This window comes from Schaalia sp. lx-100, assembly GCF_021083625.1.
GTDB lineage: Bacteria > Actinomycetota > Actinomycetes > Actinomycetales > Actinomycetaceae > Pauljensenia.
The window spans coordinates 183,015-205,844 of the sequence record NZ_JAJNRP010000003.1 but is presented as its reverse complement, the minus strand read 5'-3'; the positions used below and the strand labels follow the sequence as shown (position 1 = coordinate 205,844).

The window sequence follows — 22,830 nt, the reverse complement described above, 5'->3', positions numbered from 1 at the left end:
ACGCATTTTAAGGCCGTACCGTTCCTTGGCCTTCAAAAATCCATGTACTTGTTGTGAGTTCTTCCAAACCCATCGGCCCACGCGCATGAAGTTTCTGTGTGGAAATACCTATTTCCGCACCAAGTCCTAGCTGCCCACCATCCGTAAAACGTGTTGACGCATTAATTGCAATGGCCGCTGCATCAATTTCCGTACGAAAACGCTGTGCCGATCGCAGACTCGATGTACAGATCGCTTCAGTGTGACCTGATGAGTATGTACGAATATGTTCGATCGCCTCATCAATACTCTTCACAATCTTCACAGCAATATCTAAAGATAAATACTCAGTCGCCCAATCCACTTCTTGCGCAGGAAGAACACCATGCCACTGATCTCGATCAGATTCACGCAAAATACGACGAGTATTTTCACACGCATGGATACTCACCCCAGCTTTGGTCAGCTCCTCTACGATCACAGGAAGGAAAAGCGGAGCAACAGCGGAATGCACAAGTAAAGTCTCCGCCGCATTACATACACCTACTCGCTGCGTTTTTGAGTTCATAACGATTTTTTCAGCAGCATCCAAATCTGCTTCCGCATCCACATATACGTGACAATTCCCCACTCCTGTTTCAATCACAGGAACGCATGATTCCTGAACCACTGCACGGATTAAGCTAGCTCCACCCCTGGGAATAAGTACATCAATGTCACCATGAGCACGCATCATTGCTTTTGCCCCCGCACGCCCCCACGGGTCAACAGTAGAAATCACATCAGGATGTAAACCCACGGCCGTAACCGCTTCACGCATAACGGTGATGATCGTATGATTTGTTATTTCGGCGGCACTGCCCCCACGCAAAATCACGGCATTTCCTGCTTTTAAGGCAAGGCTTGCCGCATCAATAGTGACATTTGGACGCGCCTCATAAATCATGCCGATAACACCTATAGGCACACTGATTTGCTGCACACTTAAGCCTGCCTCTGTGGTGTATCCACGCAAAATACGACCAACCGGGTCAGCAAGTCCGATAATATGGCGAACAGCCTCAGCAATATTGCACAGACGAGGTGCTGTCAACATGAGACGGTCAATAAGTCCTTCTGACATTCCACTCAAACGAGCTTTAGCTACATCTTGCGCGTTTGCCTCTAAAATTTCGTCGCTATGTTGCAGGATTGCTTGCGCAATCGCTTCTAGAGCAGCATTTTTAGTCCGCGTACTCGCCCCTGCCAGATGACGCGCAGCTTGACGCGCAGCCCGCGTAAGAGCCGAAATGTCCACAGTTTCTTGAATCATCGGACTATGCTCCCCTCGTTTCCTTCATATACGCATCGACAAATGTCAATAGCATATACGTTCTTACCCTCCATATGAGATGCCAAGAAACACAGGGAAACGAAACACGTCACTTATTTGCAGGAATGAACGTGCAAGTTTTGATCTATGCCGTATCAAAAAGCTCGTATTTACACGATGATTGCTAAATCATCACGATGAATCACAGGGCGCGGATTTTCCCAGCCTTGAGCCACTAAATCTTCGCGGCTACCCCCAAGAATTGCTTCGACCGTTTCCCAATCATAAGCGGTAAGACCGCGCGCTACGAGCCCTTTTTCACCAACAATATCAACGACATCTCCTGAAATGAAATTTCCATGCACCCCGCGTATGCCTGCTGCAAGCAACGATTTCTTCCCAACGGTGATCGCGTGTACAGCGCCTTCATCAATGAAAAGTTCGCCTTGAGATTGTGCGGCGTAAGCAATCCACAAAGTACGTGATGCAGGTCGTGACGAAGTGGGATGGAACCATGTGCCTACACGATGACCAGTCAAAACATCAGCTATCTGATCTGCATTAGCCAAAATGACACCGATCCCCGCGCAGGTTGCCATAGAAGCGGCCTGCACTTTCGTTACCATTCCTCCTGAACCAACCGCAGAACCAGCCCCTGTAATCAGTAAATCCGCTATATCATCACTTGTTTTCACTTCAGAGATAAACTGCGCCCCCTCATGTGTTGGAGGAGCCGTGTACAAGCCGTCCACGTCTGTTAACAACACGAGGACATCAGCCCCTACAAGCTGCGCCACATGAGCTGCTAAACGGTCATTATCCCCAAAACGCACTTCCCGTGTAGTCACCGCATCATTTTCATTAATGATCGGTACAACACCGTATGCCAGCAAACGTTCAAGAGCTTGCCGAGCATTCGTGTAATGGTCACGACGCATAATATCGGCTGTTGTCAAAAGAACTTGAGCCGCATGACGATGATGTGATTGAAAAGCAGTTGACCAGTGAGCGATTAAAAGTCCCTGTCCCATTGCTGCGGCAGCTTGAACATGAGCAAGGTCTTTCGGGCGACGTTCCAATCCTAAAGGCGCAAGACCTGCAGCTACCGCACCTGATGACACAATAACGATTTCACGTCCACTGCCCTGCCATTGAGCAGCCAACCGTGCAACCGTGTCGATACGATTCAGATTTAAGCCACCATCTGCACGAGTTAACGATGATGAGCCAATTTTGACAACAATTCTTCGCGCCTTCGCTAACGCTTCCGTCATCATCACAATTCATCCTCATCGGGACCAGCCCATTTTCCTGCTAAACGATCCATCCACAGTTCTTCACGGGCAGCAGTTTTCGCGTCCATGACTTCATGGAAATGCTGACGGCGTTCTCGACGTGTCGGACGAGAGCTTTGGTCAATACGCATATCTGTTCCACGACTACCTAGAAGTTCAGGACCTGTAGTTAATGTCGGCTCCCAGTCAAATAGGACACCTTCATGCAAGTCACCAATGACAACAGTATCCCCCGCGATTGCTCCGGCTTTCATAAGGAGATCCTCCACACCGGCAGCTGCCAAACGATCCGCAAGGTAGCCAACAGCCTCATCATTAGTGAAATCAGTTTGTTTCACCCAGCGTTCCGGTTGAGAACCACGCACTTGATACACTGTTTCACCAGCATGTTGAACAGCATTCACAGTAATGGTACGACGAGTTCCCACAGGGGCAGGCCGCAGGATCTGACGAGTTTTTTCCTGAGGTAATTGCACTCGATGTTCTTCAACCATAGTGGCTAAAACAAATGACAAAGCGCGTAGGCCCTCATGCGATACCGCTGAAACTTCATGTATTGGCCATCCGAAAGATTCAAGGTCCGCACGAGTAATCTGCGCAAGGTCACGCCCATCGGGGATATCAATTTTATTCAACACAATAATGCGTGGACGCTGCATTAACGGGACGTAGCCTTCAACAACTCCGAGATCACTTTCATACGCTGCAAGCTCTGCTTCAATGGTACGTAAATCGCTCACAGGGTCACGATCAGTTTCGTAAGCCGCAGTATCTAAAACATGGGCAATCACACCACAACGTTCAATATGACGTAGGAAATCTAATCCCAATCCCTTACCAGCTGAAGCACCGGGGATAAGACCCGGAACATCCGCCATTGTGAAACGAGAATCTCCCGCTTGCACAACACCAAGATTGGGCACAAGCGTGGTGAAAGGATAATCAGCAATCTTCGGTCGAGCAGCCGACATCGCGGCAATAAGTGAGGATTTTCCTGCCGAAGGGAATCCAACAAGAGCCACATCTGCAACGGATTTAAGTTCAAGAATTATTTGGCGTTCCTCACCAGGTTCACCAAGGAGAGCGAAACCCGGGGCTTTCCGAGCTTTCGAGGCGAGAGCGGCATTACCTAAGCCCCCTCGTCCACCTTCTGCAATCACACAGCGTGTGCCCGCCCCTGTCATATCAGCGAGGAGTTCACCTGAAGCAGTTTTTACAACTGTTCCATCCGGAACAGGAAGAATAATATCCTCGCCATTTTTTCCTTGACGAAAATCTCCCATCCCTTGCGTACCGTTATGGGCGCGTTGATGCGGGCTACGGTGGTAGGTCAGCAAGGTGGTGACTTGAGGATCCACTTCCAAAATAACGGATCCACCATTTCCTCCGTCACCACCATCTGGGCCGCCTAGAGGCTTAAACTTTTCACGTTTCACAGAGGCAACTCCGTGCCCACCATTACCACCTGCAGCGTAAATGGTGACCCGATCAACGAAACTCGTCATTTTTCCTCCTAGTTGCGACCCTAATACATATAAACCCTACCTGTACGTACCATCAAGATCAGATATTTATTTACGTTCCTTCAGGCATCAGATATGTGGTAGTCACTATGTCAGGTACGCGGGGTATAAATGCAGGCTGAATTCATATCACAACTGCAACATCAGCATGCAAGCTGCTCTGGTCAAACAGTGTTTTACAGAGCGCGTATGTGTAAAGAGGCGTCCGGCTAAGCCGAACGCCTCTTAAGTATGAGATGTCTCAGGCTGAGACAGACTCGACGATGTTGACAACCTTGCGGTCACGACGAGTAGCAAATTCTACTTCGCCAGCACGCAAAGCAAAGAGCGTATCGTCTTTACCGCGTCCTACGCCTTCACCTGGGTGAAAGTGCGTGCCACGCTGACGAACAAGGATTTCGCCGGCTTTAACAAACTGGCCACCATAACGCTTCACGCCCAAGCGCTGAGCATTCGAGTCACGGCCGTTACGGGAAGAACCCAAGCCCTTCTTATGTGCCATCAGAGCACCTACTTTCTGCTTGTACTCCAGCTAATGTCAGGCGATCTCAGTGATCTTGACGACCGACATCTTCTGACGGTGACCTTGGCGCTTACGGTAGCCGGTCTTGTTCTTGTACTTGATGATGGAGATCTTCGGGCCTTTTGCACGGTCCACGACCTCAGCTTTGACGGTGACCTTCTCCAAGGAAGCAGAATCAACAGTGACGTTGTCACCATCAACCAGCATCAGAGGCTGGAGTTCAATGCTGGAACCGATTTCCTCAGCCAACTTATCGACGACAACGACGTCACCGACGGACACTTTTTCCTGTCGGCCGCCGGCCTTGACGATCGCGTAGACCACGTTAAAGCTCATCTCTTTTGGTATGTGGGACGGAATACATATCTTACGTCAAACGTAAACAGACAATAGTTATTCCGTTGGCACTCGTTGTGCCGACGTATAAATTTAGCTGAAAACATTCGTCACAGCAAGCTGACAGGGACATTTATTACTCATTTTGATTGTGCGATTCCACACCTCTTATGCGTATGCCCTATCAAAGCTCTTTCTATGCCTCCCCCGTAGATTCTGGTGAGACTATCCCTGTGCTCACAGCTCGACGGCGACGTTTAGTCTGTTGAGCCGCTTGTGTGCGCTCGGGCAAGATAATGTCATTGAGTGCTACCGTCGCGCGCGCACTCGTACCTGTGCGGACCGGTGGCAATTCCAGCGTCACCGGATTCTCTGATGTTTCCGGCTCAATCGACTGAGCCGTTACACTCCGACGGCGACGAGTGGTGGATTTCACCTGACCAGATTTTTCGCTACCTCGTGACGTTTTTCGCCCCGTCGAGGTAGTCGCAGATCGTTTCCGCTGGGATACTGTTTCACTGCTACCTGAAAGGTCGCTTATGACAACCTCCGCATATTCACCCAGACTCACTTCATCTTTTTCCTGCGACGCCCCTGTCACGGCAGTATCCGTATCAGTGAACTGTTTTTTTACAGTTCGACGAGCAGCTTGACGTGTTTTCTTTTGTTGCGCGTGATTGCGCGAGGTTTCGTCATGCGATTGTCCGCGACGAGTTGTATGAGCTCGCCCTCGCACCTCCCCCTGTGCAGATGAGGATGTTACGGAAGCTTCTTTTACTTCCTCAGATTGCAACATATCCGAAACGGACTGTTCCTGAGTATTTTCTTGAGTCGTCTCAGACACAGGTTGTGTAATCGGAGGTTCTAGCACGGGCGCTGTCACCATGTGTCGAACACGACGAGTTTTTGAAGTAACAGGCGTCTGTGCGATTTCTTCAGTACTTTCAACGCCCGTCTCACGGTCAGCGAGTTGCCTTGTCGCTTTTTCAGCTTCATGCATATCAGCTATAAGCTGTTTTCGCTTTCCGCGCGAACGTGCCGATCGCGGTGCTTCCGACAAACCATCTGCCGTTTTTTCTGGCTCTGGCGTTCCTTCCTCAGTTGCGTTAAACGTTGCATCATCTTTTTGTGATGTTGCCGCTGCGATAGCGCTCAAAGCTTCACGGGCACGTTCACGCTCAGGCCCTTCTTCAATGCGACGCGGCTCTGCCATGTTTTTCTTTTTACGAGTGCTCTTTGCACCACCGGCATGGCTTCCATCAGCTTCCACGGGGTGTTGATGCACGATAAAGCCGCGTCCTTCACAGGACTGGCAGGTTGTTGAAAAAGCTTCAACAAGACCTTCACCAGCACGTTTACGTGTCATTTGGACTAAGCCTAAAGAAGTAATTTCTGTGACTTGATGCCGTGTACGATCACGACCCAAACATTCAACAAGACGGCGTAACACAAGATCTCGATTCGATTCAAGAACCATGTCAACAAAGTCAATAATGACAATCCCACCGATATCGCGTAGGCGCAGTTGCCTCACAATTTCTTCAGCGGCTTCAAGATTGTTACGCGTTACCGTTTCTTCAAGGGTGCCACCAGCTCCGATAAATTTACCGGTATTTACGTCAATGACCGTCATTGCTTCCGTGCGATCAATGATGAGAGTACCGCCGCTGGGCAGCCAAACCTTTCTGTCCATTCCTTTCGATAGCTGCTCATCTATGCGGTGAGCGGCAAAAATATCTTCGTGCGAGGTCCACAGTTGAACGCGCTCAGACAGTTCAGGAGATAATTCTTCGACATACTCTTTGACCCGCTGATAGGTTTCTTTCCCTTGAATAATCAGCGAAGCAAAATCCTCGTTAAACAGATCCCGCACTACACGGACAGCAAGATCTGGCTCGCCGCGCAGAAGAACAGGGGCTGACTTTCCATTATTCTTTTTTGACTCAATATCCGCCCACTGTTTTGTCAGGCGCGACACATCATCACGTATTTGTTCTTCCGTTGCACCTTCAGCTGCGGTACGAACAATCACACCGGTATTGTCAGGGACTATCTGTTTCAATATTCGTTTCAGACGCTGACGTTCTTTCTCAGGTAATTTACGTGAAATACCCATCATTGAACCGCCAGGAATCAACACAAGATAGCGTCCAGCAAGGGTGATCTGACTGGTCAGTCGCGCTCCCTTATGCATGATGGGATCTTTGGTTACTTGAACAAGAACAGGATCGCCACTTTTTAGGGCTGACTCAATACGCCGAGGACGGCCTTCTAAGCCAACAGCATCCCAGTTCACTTCACCTGCGTATAAAACAGCGTTACGTCCCCGTCCAATATCAACGAAAGCAGCTTCCATTGAGGGCAGCACATTTTGTACACGTCCCAAGTAAATATTGCCAACCATTGTCCCGTGAGTTCGACGGGCCACATAGTGCTCCACTAAAAGGTCGTCTTCAAGAACAGCAACCTGATCTAATCCATCCTGATGACGGATAACCATGACACGATTAACAGATTCGCGCCGCGCTAAGAACTCTGATTCTGTGATGGAATGACGACGACGATTTTCTTTGCGACCTTCACGACGACGTTGTTTTTTTGCTTCCAGACGCGTGGAGCCTTTCAACGCTTTCACTTGATCTGTGAGGTCAGTCGAGTCTATTTCTTCATCGGCGACCGCATGTGAACGGCGACGGCGACGACGACGAGTGGTCGTTACTTCCTCGTCAAAAGCATCCTCTACCTGTAATGAAGCTGCAGAAAATTCCTCAGCAGCATCCGTGCTCTGATCGTCAGATTCTGCACGCTGAGTTTCTTTTTCTGCACGCTCATCATCATTCACAGAAGAAACAGTCCGCCTGCGTCTACGACGATATGAAGGGGTCGTTTCATCATCATTGTGTAGATCCTCCGATGTAAGGACCGAACGGCGACGACGATTTTTCGTTGTCGTTTCCTCATCCGAAAACTCAGAATCTGAAAATTTTTCTTCGCCAGAAGGCGCATTCTTTGTTTTTCGTAGCTGGCGTGTACGAGTTGAGCGAGTAGGCTCATCTGCCGAATAGGTACTGACCGGTGGCGCTGCCTGAAAAGTAGGAGCTTGAAATTCGGGTGCACGAAAAAGCAATGATGCCGCTGGAGTTTCCGGCAAATTCAGATCGTTAGACACGTCTCTCCCATATGTGAAGCAGCCGTCCTGCACCAACGGTAGCTTCCTGAACTCGCCCCGCATGGGGGCGGAAAGCCTGTGGGTCCGCAGTGGCGGAGAGTACGTCCACGTGCTCATGAAGCACATATCTGGGCGACGCTTAACTCACGTCACGATGGTGCGATCGTGACTCCCATCTTCACTCTCATTCTCCCATAGTTCACTCTGGCAAGCAGTGCAGCCTCAGGTGGCTTGTACCACCTCATCAGATGAAAGCTTAGGCTGAGATATTTCCCACTTTTAATTACGTAAGGTTTATATAGTGTATTCAGTGTCAGAATCCTATTTTCCGCATAACGAAAAGGAAGCATTTCTTTTACCTGACATATTGCTAAAAACTGTCACGGAATTTAGTCCCAAAAGCAGTTGACGCACCGCAAATTGAGGGTATTTTTATGGCATGACGTTCTGTTTTTCAGGACGTTGGTCCATCAATTTTTATCCCGATCGGAAGGCATCACCATGCCCCTCGCTCAGACAGCGTTAGATGCGCTGACCCTGGGGCGCTGGCAGTTCGGTATCACTACCGTCTACCACTTCCTCCAGGTTCCACTGACAATCGGTCTTTCCCTTTTAGTTGCCATTATGCAGACTTTCTGGGTAAAAACCGGCAAAGAAGCATGGCTTCAAGCAACACGCTTCTTTGGCAAAATTCTTCTCATCAACTTCGCATTAGGCGTTGCCACAGGTATCGTGCAGGAATTCCAGTTCGGCATGAACTGGTCGGAATACTCACGTTTCGTCGGCGATATCTTCGGTGCTCCTCTTGCAGTTGAAGCTCTCCTCGCATTCTTCCTTGAATCAACATTCCTTGGACTGTGGATCTTCGGTTGGGGACGCCTCTCAAAGGGATGGCACCTCGCCACCATTTGGCTTACCGCTATCGGCACTTCAGTTTCAGCTCTATGGATTCTCGGGGCAAATTCATGGATGCAGCACCCCACAGGCGCTGTTTTCAACCCCGAAACTGGCCGAGCTGAACTCAACACCACATTCGGTTTCATTGAAGTCGTACTCAACCCCCTCTTAGTATGGGAATACACCCACGTCATCACCTCCGCTTGGCTAGTTTCAGGCACATTAGTTGCCGGCTTTGCTTTATGGTGGCTGACACGCGCAGCACGTGAAGGTGGCGAAGCAGGGCTGACTGAAGCACGCAATGTGTGGCACCCTGTCGCTCGCTTCGGCCTCATCGTCGTTATTATCGGCGGTCTTGGCACAGCAATCACCGGACACTTCCAAGGACAAGACCTCGTTAAGTATCAACCAATGAAAATGGCTGCCGCCGAAGGCGTGTGTGTCGATACTCAAGGCGCAGCATTCACCGTCGCACAATTCGGTGACTGCCCACTCAACAACGAGTCACAGCCAACAAAATTCCTTGAAATTCCTGGCGTAGCTGCTTTCATGTCGCATAACGACTTCAACGCGACAGTTGCAGGCATCGCCGATGAACAAGCTCGCATGGTCAAACTGCTCAACGCAAATAAAGATTTCACTGCGACCTACGGTGACGCTTCACAATACGACTTCCGTCCTCCACAAATGGCAACATTCTGGTCATTCCGCCTGATGATGCTCTTCGGAGCATTCTCAGCCATTTTGGCCATTTGGGGCTTGATCGCTACACGCAAAGGTAAACTCCCCACATCGAAATCCCTTGGGCGTTTTGCTTTGTGGAGTATCCCCATGCCATTTGTTGCGGCATCATTTGGTTGGATCATGACAGAAATTGGTCGCCAACCTTGGCTTGTTCACCCAAATATCGAAGGCCTCATGAATGGCGACCCCGTTGGTTCTGTCCTCATGATGACTGATTTTGGTCTTTCTTCACAGGTTCCAGCATGGCAAGTCGGTACCACAATGGTACTTTTCACCCTTCTCTACGGAGCACTCGGTGTCATTTGGATCCTGCTCATCAAGCGGTACGCGCTTGAAGGTATTCACGCAAAATCCGCATCCGATGAGGCTTCAGATCATGATGCCCTCTCCTTCGGATACTGAGGAAAAGGAGCGGAACAATGACACTTTCTATTCTCTGGTTCATCCTTATCGCTGTCCTTTGGACAATGTACTTAGTCCTCGAAGGCTTCGACTTTGGTGTTGGCGTCCTCTCAGCACTCGTTGCACGCGATGACCGCGAACGCACCCAAGTTGTCCGCACCATTGGCCCACACTGGGATGGCAATGAAGTATGGCTCTTAACCGCAGGTGGCGCCACATTCGCAGCCTTCCCAGAATGGTATGCCACAATGTTCTCCGGAATGTACCTGGCTCTTTTCCTGGTTCTCGTATGCCTCATTCTGCGTATCACAGCTCTGGAATGGCGTTCCAAGATCGCCACCGCCACATGGCGCACTATCTGGGACCGTATTCACACAGTCTGCGCTGCGCTTGTCCCCGTACTACTCGGTGTAGCATTCGCTAACCTCGTTCAGGGCATGGCTATTGAAGTTGTCGGACGCGACGGTAAAGTCGTTGCCGCCGATAAAGTCGCTGGAATGCTTGACACATCCGTTCATCAGCTCACCGGTGGCTTCTTCTCACTCCTGACCCCCTACACCATCCTCGGTGGCGTAGTCGTATTAGCGATCTGCCTGTCCCACGGAGCACAGTTCCTCGCACTCAAAACTGAAGGACCTGTCCGTGAACGTTCCAATACACTCGCAGGACCACTCTCACTGGTCGCTACACTCCTTGCAGCTGTGTGGGTTATCTGGGGTCAATTCGTTTACGTATCAAACGTCTTTGCATGGATTCCGCTCGCTGTAGCAGCAATCTGCTTGATCCTGTCAGCAGTTTTCTCACAGTCCGCGCTGCGTTCAGAAGGAAAATCCTTCCTGTTCTCCGCACTGGCAATTGCAGCTGCCGTGACATGGATCTTCAGCGCAATGGCTCCAGCAGTGATGAAGTCGTACATCAACCCGGCTTACTCACTCACCATCGACCAAGCATCCTCCACAACATCGACGCTCACCGTCATGACCATCGTGGCTGTATGCTTCGTCCCCGTGGTTCTCATCTACGTGGCATGGTCTTACTGGGTATTCCGCCATCGTGTGTCAATCAATGACATCGAAGAAAATGCGGGTCTGCTACCAAAGAAGATCCGACTCGGTCAGAACTTCCTCGCAGGCTGACCTCAACCAACCAACAACGGGGTCCTGTGTTTCAAAAGCGCAGGACCCCGTTGCGCTGCATAATAACTGTATCGTTACACCTGAGAAAGACATATACGACCTATGCGCCCCTTGGATCCTCGACTCTTACGATATGCACATAGCGCACGACGTCACATTCTTTTGACAGCTTTTCTTGGCCTCGTCACTGCAGCTCTTGTCATCGGACAATCAATACTCATAGCAGCAACACTGTCCCCCATCGTTGAGGAAACAGGAACTTTCAGCTCAGTCATGCCATTATTCTGGGGCCTACTTACCGTCATCATTATCCGTGCACTCTTAATTGGACTACGAGAATCCTTAGCACATAAAGCAGCCGATTCCGCAATTAAAGACCTCCGACAAGCAGTTATCAATCACAGCATCGCACTTGGTCCTCGCTGGCTTGCTGTCAAAGGTACCCACACCACGACACTACTCACACGCGGACTCGATGATCTTGGCCCCTACTTTGTCCGCTTCCTCCCCCAACTCATCCTTGTCAGCACAGTAACCCCACTGGCATTAGCAACTATTCTTCTCATTGATTTCTGGTCAGCATTTATCGCAGCCCTCACCGTTCCACTCATCCCGATCTTCATGATCCTCATAGGGCGTTTCACTCAAGATTCTTCCTCTGCGCGTCTGCTTTCCATGCAACACCTCAGCCAACAGCTCCTTGACCTCATGGCCGGCTTACCCACTCTGAAAGCCCTCGGACGCGCACAAGCACCACGCCCTCACCTCGCAAAAATTGGACAAAAAAACACAAAAATCACAATGGCAACGCTACGCATTGCTTTTCTTTCAGGCGGTGTCCTCGAATTTATCGCCACCCTATCTGTCGCACTTGTCGCAGTTGAAGTCGGTATGCGGCTGGTTTATGGAAATATCGGGCTGTTTTCCGGCCTAGCAGTCATCATGCTAGCCCCTGAAGTATTTGAACCGCTACGGCAAGTCGGCGCACAATTCCACGCCTCAGCAAATGGAGTAGCCGCCGCAAACGCCGCATTCGACATATTAGAAACTCCCCTCCCCAATGAGGCACACTCCCAAAGCATCACAACCACAGCACACCCACAAGAACTATCAGACTCACTCCCCTGCCCCAATTTACGAACCGCTTCACTCACTTTCACACATGTATCAGTTGCCGCACGCGGCGTATGGGCTCCAGCAGACCTGAATGCCACAATCACTCCCGCCACCCTTACAGTCCTCGTTGGCCCTTCAGGAGTCGGTAAAAGCACCACAATCATGGCTATGCTTGGTCTCATCCGCCCACAGCAAGGCCAGATCAGTATTGACGGTATCGACATAACAACAATCAACCCGGATTCTTTATGGGCGCAAGTCAGTTGGGTACCACAAAACCCCATGATTATTCCCGGAACCCTGCGTGAAAACCTCATTCATGACACCAACGAGGACGAACTGAGCAAGGCAGCACATGCCGCAGGATTTGACACCGTCCTCCACAAACTCCCCCAAGGCTGGGATACACCTATCGGACAAGGCGGCATCGGACTATCCGGTGGGCAACGACAAAGACTCGCCCTGCTCAGAGCCCTCATATCAGACGCGCCACTGGTAATTTTCGATGAACCTACCGCGCATCTTGATGCAGCAACCGAGGAAATCATCCTCAACACACTCCAACACTTACGCGCGCAAGGACGCACAGTACTCGTCATAGCACACCGCCAAACCCTCGTATCAATCGCTGACAAACACATCACAATCAAAGCGCAGGAAGCAACAGCCGCAGATTTTGAACGCTGGCCCATCCTCGCCGCAACCAGTACACACGAGCACGCACACTTTGAACTCCCTGAACTTCTTGACGCGACAAAAGGAAACATGCGATGACCACCGTGTTCCTCACCTCTACTGAACGAAACGCGCTACGCCGCATCCTCACACTCCTGCACGTCAACCGCACACAATTTGCGCTCGCACTCCTTCTGGGATGTCTTTGCTTAGGATCAGCAATCAGCCTATCTGCAACATCCGCATGGCTCATTGCCCGCGCCTCCCAACACCCACCTGTCCTCCACTTAACAGTTGCCGCAGTCGCCGTACGACTCTTCGGAGTTTTACGAGCATTAATGCGCTATCTTGGCCGACTAGCAAGCCACCACGTGGCCCTAGAAGGAATGGATAACCTGCGCCAAGGAATCTACGCAACCCTCGCCAATTACGAAGCTGACACGATCACACACATAACACGCGGTGACCTGCTCGCACGTGCCGGAGCAGATGTTGACGATGTCGGTGATGTAGTTGTCAAAAGTATTTTGCCCTTTGCCGTTGCCACCATCGTTGGTATAGGCACAATCATTGGAATTGCTTTCCTCAGCCCAGCAGCTGCCCTCATACTTGCGATCTGTCTTTTAATCTCTGGCGTATGTGTTCCTCTTGTCACTATGCACGCCACACGCACAGTGGAAGAAGCCACACGAAGTGCACGTACACAACTTTCCAGCAGCATCCAAACAGTGATGGACGGAGCGCCCTACCTACAGGTAACCGGCCAACTCCCCACACTTCTCCGCACAATTTCAGCAACTGAATCAGAACTTACTCACACAACAAGGCGGACAGCTCAACTGCAAGGATGGGCTGCCGGAATTGATCGACTCGCCATGGGAATGGCTGTCATAGGGGCACTCATCGTGGGTATACCTGCAACAACACAAGGAATTTTATTCCCTGTGCTCCTCGCAGTCATTGTCCTCACACCTCTTTCCGTATTTGAAACAACATCCGAACTCTCAGCAGCTACTGCACAGCTAGTTCGCTCCGCCGCTGCCGCCGTACGTATTAACGAACTCCTCGGAGGCGACACAACCACACCGAATACTCACTATGCCCCAGCAAAGCAGGACACCACGGACCAGCGCAACACAGAGAATCTTTTGCCCTTGCAAAGCAAGGATGAGGACAGCAGCCAAACCACGCCTCATACAATCCTCAACGCTCACAACCTAGCAATCGGATGGCCAGGTGGCCCAACCCTTGCCGAGGACCTCAATTTCACTTTAGCTACCAATGAACGTATCGCCCTCGTTGGCCCATCAGGAATTGGAAAAACCACTCTCCTGCTGACTTTAGCGGGCCTACTTAAACCACACGCAGGAACGGTGACACTCAACGGGCATAACATTGCCGACCTTGATTACGACACCATTTTTTCTGCCCTTACTGTCACCACTGAAGATGCGCATATATTCGCCACCACAGTTTTAGAAAACCTACGAGTTGCACGCGCTGATCTAAGTAAGACAGAAGCAACACAACTTCTATCCGCCGTAGGACTCGACACATGGCTCCAGTCACTACCTGAAGGTCTGAACACGCAACTAGGAACCGCAGGAACAACTATTTCAGGCGGAGAACGCCGACGACTACTGATGGCACGTGCTCTGGCCTGCCCTGCCCCACTCATGCTCCTTGACGAAGCAAGTGAACACCTTGACACCCCTACTGCTGACACATTACTGACAGAACTCTTACGCCCCCGCCTGGGTCGCGCAGTCCTCGTCATCAGTCACAGACTCAGTGCACTAGAAAATGCTGATACCGTCCTTGTCATGGACCGCCGTGCAGATACTCCTCAAGCACCTGCAACAATAGTTGCTCACGGCACGCATGAAGAACTCCTGACACATGCACACACCTACCGATGGGCCTATGAACAGGAACACGTATGAGCGAAAAATCTGACTTTCGGCTTTTAGAAGCCGTACTTGACCTCACATCAAATCTTGATTCACGACGTACCCTCAAAGCCCTCGTCGAACAAGCATGTCATTTAGCAGGAGCACGCCACGGGACTCTTTCTGTCATCGACACGTGGGGTGATACCGTCATGGAAATCATGCACGGTGAAAAACTCGCCGTTATTCCGCAAGAACTCATCGTTCAAATCCCCACATCAGGGCATCTCCTTTTCAATGATTTATCTGACTACCCTGAACTTAGCGGGATAGAAAATTTCCTTGGTGTTCCCATCCTCGTCCACGGACGAATGTACGCACGCATGTACCTCACAGGAACACATCATGGTTTTAATGAACATACAGCACATATCGTTGAGGCCTTAGCCCACGCCACAGGGGTAGGCGTTGAAAACGCGCAACTATACTCCGATGCGCGTCGCCGAGAACGATGGATTACAGCATCACAGTCACTGACAACAACCATGCTTGAAGGCACGGATGAGGAAGATGCGCTGGTCCTTATCGCCCAAACAGTACGTGAAGTAGCACGTGCAGATACCGCAGTAATCGTTTTACCTTCCGTTGGAGACACCTGGGCCGCTGAAATCACCGAAGGGCATGACGCAGATCGTATCCTCGGCGCGGTTTTTCCCGCTGAAGGACGAGCCATGCAAGTCCTCGCCGAAGGTACCGGTATGCTCGTGGATTCTTTAGCTCGCGCCACGTCGCTGAGGGTGCCGGTTCTTTCCACTTTCGGACCGGCATTGTATGCGCCACTGCGTTCACGTGGCCGTTCACTTGGGGTCCTTATTTTGCTGCGACTTCAAGGAGCGCCAGAATTTGATTCTTCTGAGCTTACCCTCGCTGAATCTTTGGCTTCTCAAGCGACTTTAGCGTTGGCTTTGGCTTCTGCCCGTCATGCTGAGGATATGGCTTCCCTGCTTGATGAACGTGATCGTATTGGCCGAGATCTGCATGATTTTGCTATTCAGCAGCTTTTTGCCACAGGTATGCGTCTTGATGCTGCGAAACAAAAAATTCATGCGGGCGATTTAGACCGTGAAACACTTATCGCAGCTTTAGATCATTCTTTGGCGGGGATTGACGAGGCAGTACGGCAGATACGGGCAATTGTCCATGACTTACGTGAACCAGACCGGACAGTGGGCTTAGTTGAACGTGTGCGTCGTGAGTCTTCTTTATCACGATCATTTTTAGGTTTTGCGCCTTCGCTACTGATTTGTCTGGATGACCATGCTATCAATCAGGATGAAGATCATGAAGAAAATATGATTGCTGATCTGGAGGCCCGTGTAGGTTTGGATCTCAGTGATGATGTAGTTGCTGTGGTGCGTGAAGGCTTATCGAATATTGCTCGTCATGCACGCGCAACAGCGGGTCAAGTACGGATTGATGTGACAGGGCAAGAATCTGACGGCATGATTCATGTGAGTATCGCAGATGATGGTCAAGGAATTGACCCTCATCGTACCCGTAATTCAGGTTTATCGAATATGACGGAACGTGCGCGCAGGCACGGAGGTTCTTTTACCCTGTCAGATGGTATTGGAGGACGTGGTACACGTATTACTTGGTGTGCTCCGTTATCTTAGGGGCCGTATTCTGGGTGTTCATGCTCGCCCATTAAAACTAGCGGACTGCTATTTCACCCTTACTCTAGGAAGTAGCTCACGAAATATGGTGCAGCATCTAAGCGCCACGAATAAAAGATTTCGCCCACCATTATTTCAACAAAAAGTCCGCTGACCCCATCAATGTTTCACGGAATACGAAGAAGCTCATCTCCGCATTCGGCTCATCATGAAGCACTCGGTACAAGGGATGACCAACCGCCCGCTCGTTACCGCCGGTTGTTCCTTTCGATGGTGATGACGGTGTCGTAGAGGCCGATTTTATGGAGGTCTTTGCGGCGCTTTTGCTCCGCATGGGAGGCGTAGCCCACGTAGGACAGGGAGGCGTCCTCGTAGCGGCGGAACGCAAAGACTGCCTGGTTCATGTGGATGGAGTTGAAGACTCCCAGGTTCACCAGGAGGTTGAAGTCCTCCACGGATAGGCCGGTGACTCGTTTGAACAGTTCAGGCTCGATCTTGGTGATGACGTCGTAGAGCGTGTTCTCCCTAAAGTCAGTCAGGTACATGAACGCGGGGATCCGGGTAGCGAACTTGATGAGCTTTTCCTGGATCTGCTTGCGTTTGGACTTGTAGTCCTTCTCCTCGGCTGAGAGTTCCTTCTTCTCCTTCGTGGTCAGCGAGTCGCCTTTTTCCTTTTTGGTTTTCGATACGGATTCACTCTTGTTCACCACGGTCTCGAAGATGCTAGCACCCAGGGCGCGGAATCCTTCGATATTAAGGATGGCCTCCATGGCACGCTCGTCGTTCATGATCTTCTTGAGCGTCATGTTGTCGACGTTGACTAGGATCGCGGACTCCCATTTCTTTGCCAGCAGGGTGGCTGAGGTTCCAGACATGGCGATGTCGAGCACCTCGCCCGCGTCGATCTCTTTCATCGAGGCGCCGTCATAGGCCAGTACCGGCAGGTAGTTGACGAGCTCAGCGACGGCATGCTCGGGGCTCTTAGCCTCGGGATGAAGCCCCGTGCCGTAGTCGGCAATCTGACGCAGAGCACGGGTTGGCGCGAAGTCAAAGACGAACCCGACAGGCTTGAGGATCTTCTCCCGGCTTGGGTCATCCCCATCGGGGTTCTTAATCGCCCACGGGGACTGTACCCGAAAAGCGGCCTGGAAGTAGGACTCTGGGCTGGTGAGGTTGCGCAGCATGAGGATTGATGACCACTGCTTGACGGTTACCCCGGTGGTGAGTTTGCCGCACGAGAGCGTAATGGTCTTTGTATCGTGCCCATCTCCGATCGCCTCACGCACAGGTGGGAGTGCTTCAACTCCGACACCGGTGCCCGCTCCAGCGGCGACGATCACCTGGTATTGGTGCCAGAAAGTGTTGTGTCGGGCAGCGAGCAGGTTGGCCATGGCCTGGCAGGCAGCAACGTTCGGCAGGTACCAGAACGAGTGCTGGAGGTAAGGAAGCAGACGGGCATCCGCGTAAGGGAAGGGTGGGCGGCCGCCAGCTTTGAGCATGTCCATCTGCGTGGGTGCATGCTCGCCACGGATCAGGTCCAGCCATTTTTGTACATCCGACTCGTGAACAAACCTAGCTTCGTTACCGCTACCTGTGGCCTCGAAGAAGGTGTTGAGGTCGAACTCGTCGAACTCACCCTGGTGCGCGATAGCCACGAGGTCATCGGGCATTCGGTAGGTCAGCAGACGCATCTGTGGTAGTGCGGCATACGGGTTCCACTCACCGGGATGTTCAACAGCCCATTGGCGCTTAGCGAGCTGCTCGTCGGTGTAGGTCCAGTTGAAGATCTGCTCCTCAATGAACTCGCCTGTGGCCAGAGCCTTAAAAGGAGTACCCGAGAGGTAGAGGTAGGAGCGTGTTGTGATAGGAAGAAAGTCATCCTCATCGCTGCCGAGCTCGTCGAGCTCTTCATCGAAGGCGGCCAGCCCCTCGTGGTACTCAGCTTTGAGCTCCTTGGCCGCTTCTTTCTCATCCTCACCTTCGAAGAGGGCCTTAGCGTTGTCCCGCCAGGCACCGAAGTGGTACTCGTCGAAAACCACCAGGTCCCAGTTGACGGTGTGAATCCACTCGTTCTTCGACTTGATCAGGCCGGTCCTCTTATCACGCCCGAGGAGGTCCTGGAAAGAACCAAGTAGGCCTATACGACAGATCTTGTTGGTGGGGTTCTTGTTTTTTGTTGTGTTGGTGCTGAAAGGTGCCTTTTTAGGTTGGTTTGACTGGAGTTTAAGGTTGGACAAATCCTGTTGGTGAGATCAGGGGTTTTTTGTTGAAGTGACACGGAAAGGTCCGTTCTTAGGTTCGGGGTGTCGGGTGGGGTTTATACGACAAATCTTGTTGGTGTGGAGTGAACTTTTGTGGTGTGTTGGTGGTCAAAACTCGGTCGTTAACTCCCCCTTTTTTTCCCGGGCGTGTAATGGTGATGGGTGAATCGACTACATCGTTGCCAGACTTGCCATGCTCGGATGATCCGCTGGGGATCGTATTTAACAAAGACCGGGAAGAAGGTGCGTTGGCGTTGCCAGGCCTGTGCAGCTACAACGAATTCGCGCGTGGATTCCAAAGCACGCGAAATCGCGATGCTCATAGACTTTGTGACCGGGAAACTCACCCTGGCAGAGTTTGCCGGTGGCGGACGCACACTTCAGCGTCGCCTCGCTAGGGCGTGGGAATACTGGCCTGTCGCACCGGCAGTTGACGAAGTCCATCACGTTGTCCACGTTGATGGCCTGTATCTGGCTCACCGTTGCGTCCTGCTGATCGCGATGAGCTCACGACACGTTCTTGCCTGGCACCTGGCTCGAAGCGAACGAGCAAGCTCGTGGGCTGACCTGTTAGCCAAGATCGCTCCTCCTGATGTTGTTATCACCGATGGCGGGTCAGGATTCGTGAAAGCTTGCCGCACCCAATGGCCCAACACCCGTATTCAGCGCTGTCTTTTCCACATTCAAGCCAATGTTCGTTCCCGCACCACCAGCAGGCCACGCCATCAGGCAGGAGTTGAGCTCTACGCCCTAGCCAAAGCACTGACCCATATCCGCACTCAAGACGAGCAAACCGCCTGGCTGGATCATTACACGAGGTGGTGTCAGAAATGGAAAATGACCCTGGCAGAAAAAACACGCCTAGCTGATGGGCGCATCGTCAATACTCACGAGCGTCTCGTCGCTGCCCGTAACCTTATCAACCGACGTGTTAAAGCCGGTGACATGTTCACCTACCTTGACCCACATCTCCACATGGACGGTGAGCCGATCCCGGCTACGAACAACCGAATCGAAGGACTCAACTCTCAACTCAGAGCAATGCTGCGCACACATCGTGGCTGGCCACTACTACGCCAAATCAAAGCGTGCATGTGGTGGCGCTACCAGCACACAAGCAACCCGCGCCCCGCCAGTGAACTCACTACCCTCATGCCCACCGACACTCAGATCCACGAACTCTACCAACAAACCGCACAACACCAAGCAGAAACCGACCAAGCCCGCCAACAACACTGGGGACAAGCCATCACCTGGGCCGACCTCACATGGTCAACCAACACGCTCAAGGCCATCAACGAATAAACCCCCACCAACAAGATCTGTCGTATAAGCCAAATCTGGAGCCAACCACGATGGGTGCTGGGTGTGGCTGGTGGCCCGGGGCAACGAAGATGCTTCCGCTCTCCATGCCCCAGGCCACCAACAGAAGACCCCCCAGGTTCAAGACTCAGGCGAGGAAGTCATCCCCACCAGAGGCCGCGGTGAAGGGATCGTTGAACGCGGTGAACTCCGACTCCGCAGACACGCGGCCACCCAACGGTTCGCCGTCGCGGATCTTCTGGATGTTGCGCAGTCCGCACGCCACGCCCTTGTTGCCGTTGGTGTTGAACGCATAGAACCCCAGAGTGACACGGGCATAGACACCCGAGTACATCTCGGAGCGTTCGAGGATGGGACGCACCTGGGCATCGACGATTCCCGGCTGGGTGACGCTGTTGGCGTTGACGAACATCGAGTCCTTATAGGCCTCGTCGTCACGTTCGGTATCCCCATCACGCAGGGGCAGCTTCAAGGCTCCTCGCGGTGGGATCTTGCCACCAAACTTCCCAACCCCAGCCTGGATCGCCGCCTCCACGGTCGTTTCGATCTTGGCGATGGTGTCGGTGTCACTCTTGGGGATGATGATCGAGGCCGAGTACTTGGGCTTACCACCCTGAATGCTCTTCGGCTCCCAACAGTTGAGGAAGCTCAGGCGCACGATGCCGGTCATCACAATGGTCTTGTCAGTGTTGTTCATGCTTTTCTCCTTGAGGAATGTTGTTGTGGATCGGGGTGAACTCGTCCGCCGCGCTCACAGCGGTAAGTTCGGGTCGTGGGTCGGTTTCTGGGACGAGGGTGGGTTTGCCTGGTGGCTTGGTGATCAGCGGCCCGACCACTTCCGCGAACCGTTTCCTGCCCATGGCTTTCTCCAACCCAGTCACAGGAAGAAGGTTCTTGCGCCAGATGTTGGTGAATCCGGCTGCTTCGGCCGCCGCGGCCACTTCGGCCTCGTCGGTGTACTTACGTACTGTGCGTCCGGCGACCAGCTTGAACCCCGGATACCGCTTCCCGTGTTCTGCCGCTTGAGACAGGGCGTGGGTCTGGATGTCGTTGGCCCACTTGGTGAGTTCTGGGAGGCGGGTGAGAATGTCCGCCACCTCGCTATCGGTGAGCTGTGGGGCGGCTTTGAACTCATACCGTGCGAGTTCCATCTGCTGTTCGGCGCGGGCGCGGCAGGTGGGTGCGAGTTTGCAAAACGTGCACCAGGCCCCGGGACAGAACTCGCCCTCACCAGCCGCCGCCAACTTCGCTGCCTTCGACAGGTCATGGCGCGCCCAGTGTTTGAGGGCGGTGATGGGGGTGGTCCAGGTGGACAGGTTGTGGCGGCGAGGCTGAAAAATGGTCAGCTCGATGGTGTGGATGTCCCAGAGTTTTTCGAACAGATGCAGCGCGCCCAGGGCGTAGAGCTTCATCTGCGGATTCTCCGCGGCTTCAACGAGGACGCCTTGGCCGTACTTGAAGTCAATGACATGCAGCACGGGTTCTGCCACGATCACACAGTCACCGGTGCCAAACCCGCCCGGAACCCAATAGGAGTAGTCCAGACGCTGCTCAACCAGAACCCGAGCATCCGGGCAAGACTCGCGGGCCTTGGCGAGGGTGGTCAGGACGTAGTCGACGTAGTCATCCGTGTGAGTTTCCATCTCCTCATCCACCCACCCGTCTGCAGGGCGGGTGCCGGTTTCTTGGCCCAGCGCCTTGCGGAGCTTCCACTCTGCTAGGGCGTGGGCGGTGGTGCCTTGGGCGGCCGCCTGGGTTTCACTATCAGGCAGGTCCGCTTCCAAGCGTGCGGAGGGGGTGCAGTTGAGCCACCGGTGTGATGAGGAGGCGGATAGGAGTGCGTGGTTACCGGGCGGCATGACCAGTCACCTCTCGTGCTTTATCCACCAGCACACCCAGATCAGCTTCCGGAACCTCGGATAGTTTCTCTGCCCCGAAGGACGCTAGGAGTTCTTTGATTTGGGTGGTGAAACCGGTCCTGGACAGGTCAGCCAGCACCGCGCGGGCATCCTCGAGCGAGATGTAACCGGGAGGGTCTTCCACCGGCAACGCCTCACCCTGGCTATTGGTCTGGGTGGGTTGGTTGGGGGTGGTGGCTTCTGCTGGTCGGGTGCCGGGCATCCCGGCGTGATCCTCAAAGTTCTCCCAGGCTTGTTCGGAGAGGGTTTGGGCGATGGTGAAGGATGCCTGGCTGATCTGGTTCAGCGCGTCAATGATGCGGTTGACGGTTGCCTGGTTCATTCCATCTCACCGCCCTCGGCTGCTTCGCTTTCGCTGCCCTGGGAGCCAGGCTTGGGCCGGTTGGCCAAGATGGCATCCATCAACTTGCGGGCATCATCGGAACTGTTGTCACCACCGGTGATGGTCATTGAGCGCATCGTGCGGGTCGGGATGCTGATCTGGGCCGTTTCAGGTGCCGCCTGCAGCCCGAGCCAGATGGCGGCGCGTTTCCACCACGGCAGACGGGGCGCGGCATGTCGGGGCTGGCGGTACGGGACGGTGATGGTGATCTTGTCATCCATCGGTTTTCCTCCTACAGATTCAAGGGAATGGGCTGTGCCCGTCGGGCGGGCC

The 22,830-nt window shown here is 52.6% G+C and carries 17 protein-coding genes; 6 read left to right on the top strand and 11 right to left on the bottom strand.

Annotated features, from left to right (window positions below; translation table 11 throughout):
• Positions 1-7: 7 nt before the first annotated feature.
• From LRP54_RS03660 to LRP54_RS03635, 6 genes are all read right to left on the bottom strand, one after another.
• Positions 8-1,288 carry a glutamate-5-semialdehyde dehydrogenase gene (locus LRP54_RS03660; protein WP_442984596.1) on the bottom strand — a complete coding sequence of 427 codons (1,281 nt, stop codon included), beginning with the start codon at positions 1,286-1,288 and terminating at the stop codon, positions 8-10.
• A gap of 173 nt (positions 1,289-1,461) precedes the next feature.
• Complete coding sequence (proB, locus tag LRP54_RS03655) at positions 1,462-2,568, bottom strand: glutamate 5-kinase (protein ID WP_231204608.1); 1,107 nt, start codon at positions 2,566-2,568, stop codon at positions 1,462-1,464.
• Positions 2,568-4,091, bottom strand: coding sequence for a GTPase ObgE (obgE, locus tag LRP54_RS03650; protein WP_231204544.1), 1,524 nt, complete (start codon positions 4,089-4,091; stop codon positions 2,568-2,570). The genes proB and obgE overlap by 1 nt, the downstream gene beginning before the upstream one ends.
• A gap of 259 nt (positions 4,092-4,350) precedes the next feature.
• Positions 4,351-4,611, bottom strand: a complete 261-nt coding sequence (rpmA, locus tag LRP54_RS03645; RefSeq protein ID WP_231204542.1) for a 50S ribosomal protein L27 — start codon at positions 4,609-4,611, stop codon at positions 4,351-4,353.
• 36 nt (positions 4,612-4,647) lie between these two features.
• On the bottom strand, positions 4,648-4,968 hold the full coding sequence (rplU, locus tag LRP54_RS03640) for a 50S ribosomal protein L21 (RefSeq protein ID WP_231204540.1): 321 nt from the start codon (positions 4,966-4,968) through the stop codon (positions 4,648-4,650).
• A 196-nt stretch (positions 4,969-5,164) separates the two neighbouring features.
• Positions 5,165-8,137: an Rne/Rng family ribonuclease gene (locus LRP54_RS03635; protein ID WP_231234994.1), complete on the bottom strand. Its 2,973-nt coding sequence runs from the start codon at positions 8,135-8,137 to the stop codon at positions 5,165-5,167.
• 501 nt (positions 8,138-8,638) lie between these two features.
• On the opposite strand from LRP54_RS03635, the gene LRP54_RS03630 reads away from it, so the two are divergent.
• The 5 genes from LRP54_RS03630 (at position 8,639) to LRP54_RS03610 (ending at position 16,672) form a co-directional block, all read left to right on the top strand.
• Positions 8,639-10,180, top strand: coding sequence for a cytochrome ubiquinol oxidase subunit I (locus LRP54_RS03630; protein WP_231234992.1), 1,542 nt, complete (start codon positions 8,639-8,641; stop codon positions 10,178-10,180).
• Positions 10,181-10,197: 17 nt separating this feature from the next.
• Entirely contained in the window at positions 10,198-11,316 is a 1,119-nt protein-coding gene (gene cydB, locus LRP54_RS03625) for a cytochrome d ubiquinol oxidase subunit II (RefSeq protein ID WP_231204534.1), read from the top strand.
• Between the two features lie 102 nt (positions 11,317-11,418).
• The gene (gene cydD / locus LRP54_RS03620) at positions 11,419-13,206 is read left to right on the top strand and encodes a thiol reductant ABC exporter subunit CydD (RefSeq protein WP_231204532.1); all 1,788 of its coding nucleotides are present in this window, start codon (positions 11,419-11,421) and stop codon (positions 13,204-13,206) included.
• A complete protein-coding gene (gene cydC, locus LRP54_RS03615) occupies positions 13,203-15,050 on the top strand; it encodes a thiol reductant ABC exporter subunit CydC (protein WP_231234991.1) in 1,848 nt (615 codons plus the stop codon). Before cydD ends, cydC begins: the two co-directional genes overlap by 4 nt.
• Positions 15,047-16,672, top strand: a complete 1,626-nt coding sequence (locus tag LRP54_RS03610) for a sensor histidine kinase (RefSeq protein WP_231204528.1) — start codon at positions 15,047-15,049, stop codon at positions 16,670-16,672. The genes cydC and LRP54_RS03610 overlap by 4 nt, the downstream gene beginning before the upstream one ends.
• 248 nt (positions 16,673-16,920) lie before the next feature.
• On the opposite strand, the gene LRP54_RS03605 is transcribed toward LRP54_RS03610, so the two are convergent.
• Positions 16,921-18,909, bottom strand: coding sequence for a restriction endonuclease (locus tag LRP54_RS03605; protein WP_231234986.1), 1,989 nt, complete (start codon positions 18,907-18,909; stop codon positions 16,921-16,923).
• A 186-nt stretch (positions 18,910-19,095) separates the two neighbouring features.
• On the opposite strand from LRP54_RS03605, the gene LRP54_RS03600 reads away from it, so the two are divergent.
• A complete protein-coding gene (locus tag LRP54_RS03600; protein ID WP_331274801.1) occupies positions 19,096-20,238 on the top strand; it encodes an IS1249 family transposase in 1,143 nt (380 codons plus the stop codon).
• A gap of 145 nt (positions 20,239-20,383) precedes the next feature.
• Here LRP54_RS03600 and LRP54_RS03595 read toward each other — a convergent pair whose 3' ends face one another.
• Genes LRP54_RS03595 through LRP54_RS03580 form a run of 4 tightly spaced genes read right to left on the bottom strand, consistent with a single transcriptional unit; the run spans position 20,384 to position 22,778 of the window.
• Entirely contained in the window at positions 20,384-20,953 is a 570-nt protein-coding gene (locus tag LRP54_RS03595) for a DUF2815 family protein (RefSeq protein WP_231234985.1), read from the bottom strand.
• Positions 20,940-22,115 carry a DUF2800 domain-containing protein gene (locus LRP54_RS03590; protein ID WP_231234984.1) on the bottom strand — a complete coding sequence of 392 codons (1,176 nt, stop codon included), beginning with the start codon at positions 22,113-22,115 and terminating at the stop codon, positions 20,940-20,942. Before LRP54_RS03590 ends, LRP54_RS03595 begins: the two co-directional genes overlap by 14 nt.
• Positions 22,102-22,497 (bottom strand): hypothetical protein, encoded by a 396-nt coding sequence (locus tag LRP54_RS03585; protein ID WP_231234983.1) that lies wholly within the window; start codon positions 22,495-22,497, stop codon positions 22,102-22,104. The genes LRP54_RS03590 and LRP54_RS03585 overlap by 14 nt, the downstream gene beginning before the upstream one ends.
• The gene (locus tag LRP54_RS03580) at positions 22,494-22,778 is read right to left on the bottom strand and encodes a hypothetical protein (RefSeq protein WP_231234982.1); all 285 of its coding nucleotides are present in this window, start codon (positions 22,776-22,778) and stop codon (positions 22,494-22,496) included. Before LRP54_RS03580 ends, LRP54_RS03585 begins: the two co-directional genes overlap by 4 nt.
• Positions 22,779-22,830 lie beyond the last annotated feature (52 nt).

Coding starts and splice junctions, on each gene's coding strand:
- LRP54_RS03595 (WP_231234985.1), bottom strand. CDS start 20,953: ATGAACAACACTGACAAGACCATTGTGATGACCGGCATCGTGCGCCTG.
- LRP54_RS03630 (WP_231234992.1), top strand. CDS start 8,639: ATGCCCCTCGCTCAGACAGCGTTAGATGCGCTGACCCTGGGGCGCTGG.
- LRP54_RS03585 (WP_231234983.1), bottom strand. CDS start 22,497: ATGAACCAGGCAACCGTCAACCGCATCATTGACGCGCTGAACCAGATC.
- obgE (WP_231204544.1), bottom strand. CDS start 4,091: ATGACGAGTTTCGTTGATCGGGTCACCATTTACGCTGCAGGTGGTAAT.
- rplU (WP_231204540.1), bottom strand. CDS start 4,968: ATGAGCTTTAACGTGGTCTACGCGATCGTCAAGGCCGGCGGCCGACAG.
- LRP54_RS03590 (WP_231234984.1), bottom strand. CDS start 22,115: ATGCCGCCCGGTAACCACGCACTCCTATCCGCCTCCTCATCACACCGG.
- LRP54_RS03580 (WP_231234982.1), bottom strand. CDS start 22,778: ATGGATGACAAGATCACCATCACCGTCCCGTACCGCCAGCCCCGACAT.
- rpmA (WP_231204542.1), bottom strand. CDS start 4,611: ATGGCACATAAGAAGGGCTTGGGTTCTTCCCGTAACGGCCGTGACTCG.
- cydB (WP_231204534.1), top strand. CDS start 10,198: ATGACACTTTCTATTCTCTGGTTCATCCTTATCGCTGTCCTTTGGACA.
- cydC (WP_231234991.1), top strand. CDS start 13,203: ATGACCACCGTGTTCCTCACCTCTACTGAACGAAACGCGCTACGCCGC.
- LRP54_RS03610 (WP_231204528.1), top strand. CDS start 15,047: ATGAGCGAAAAATCTGACTTTCGGCTTTTAGAAGCCGTACTTGACCTC.
- cydD (WP_231204532.1), top strand. CDS start 11,419: ATGCGCCCCTTGGATCCTCGACTCTTACGATATGCACATAGCGCACGA.
- proB (WP_231204608.1), bottom strand. CDS start 2,568: ATGATGACGGAAGCGTTAGCGAAGGCGCGAAGAATTGTTGTCAAAATT.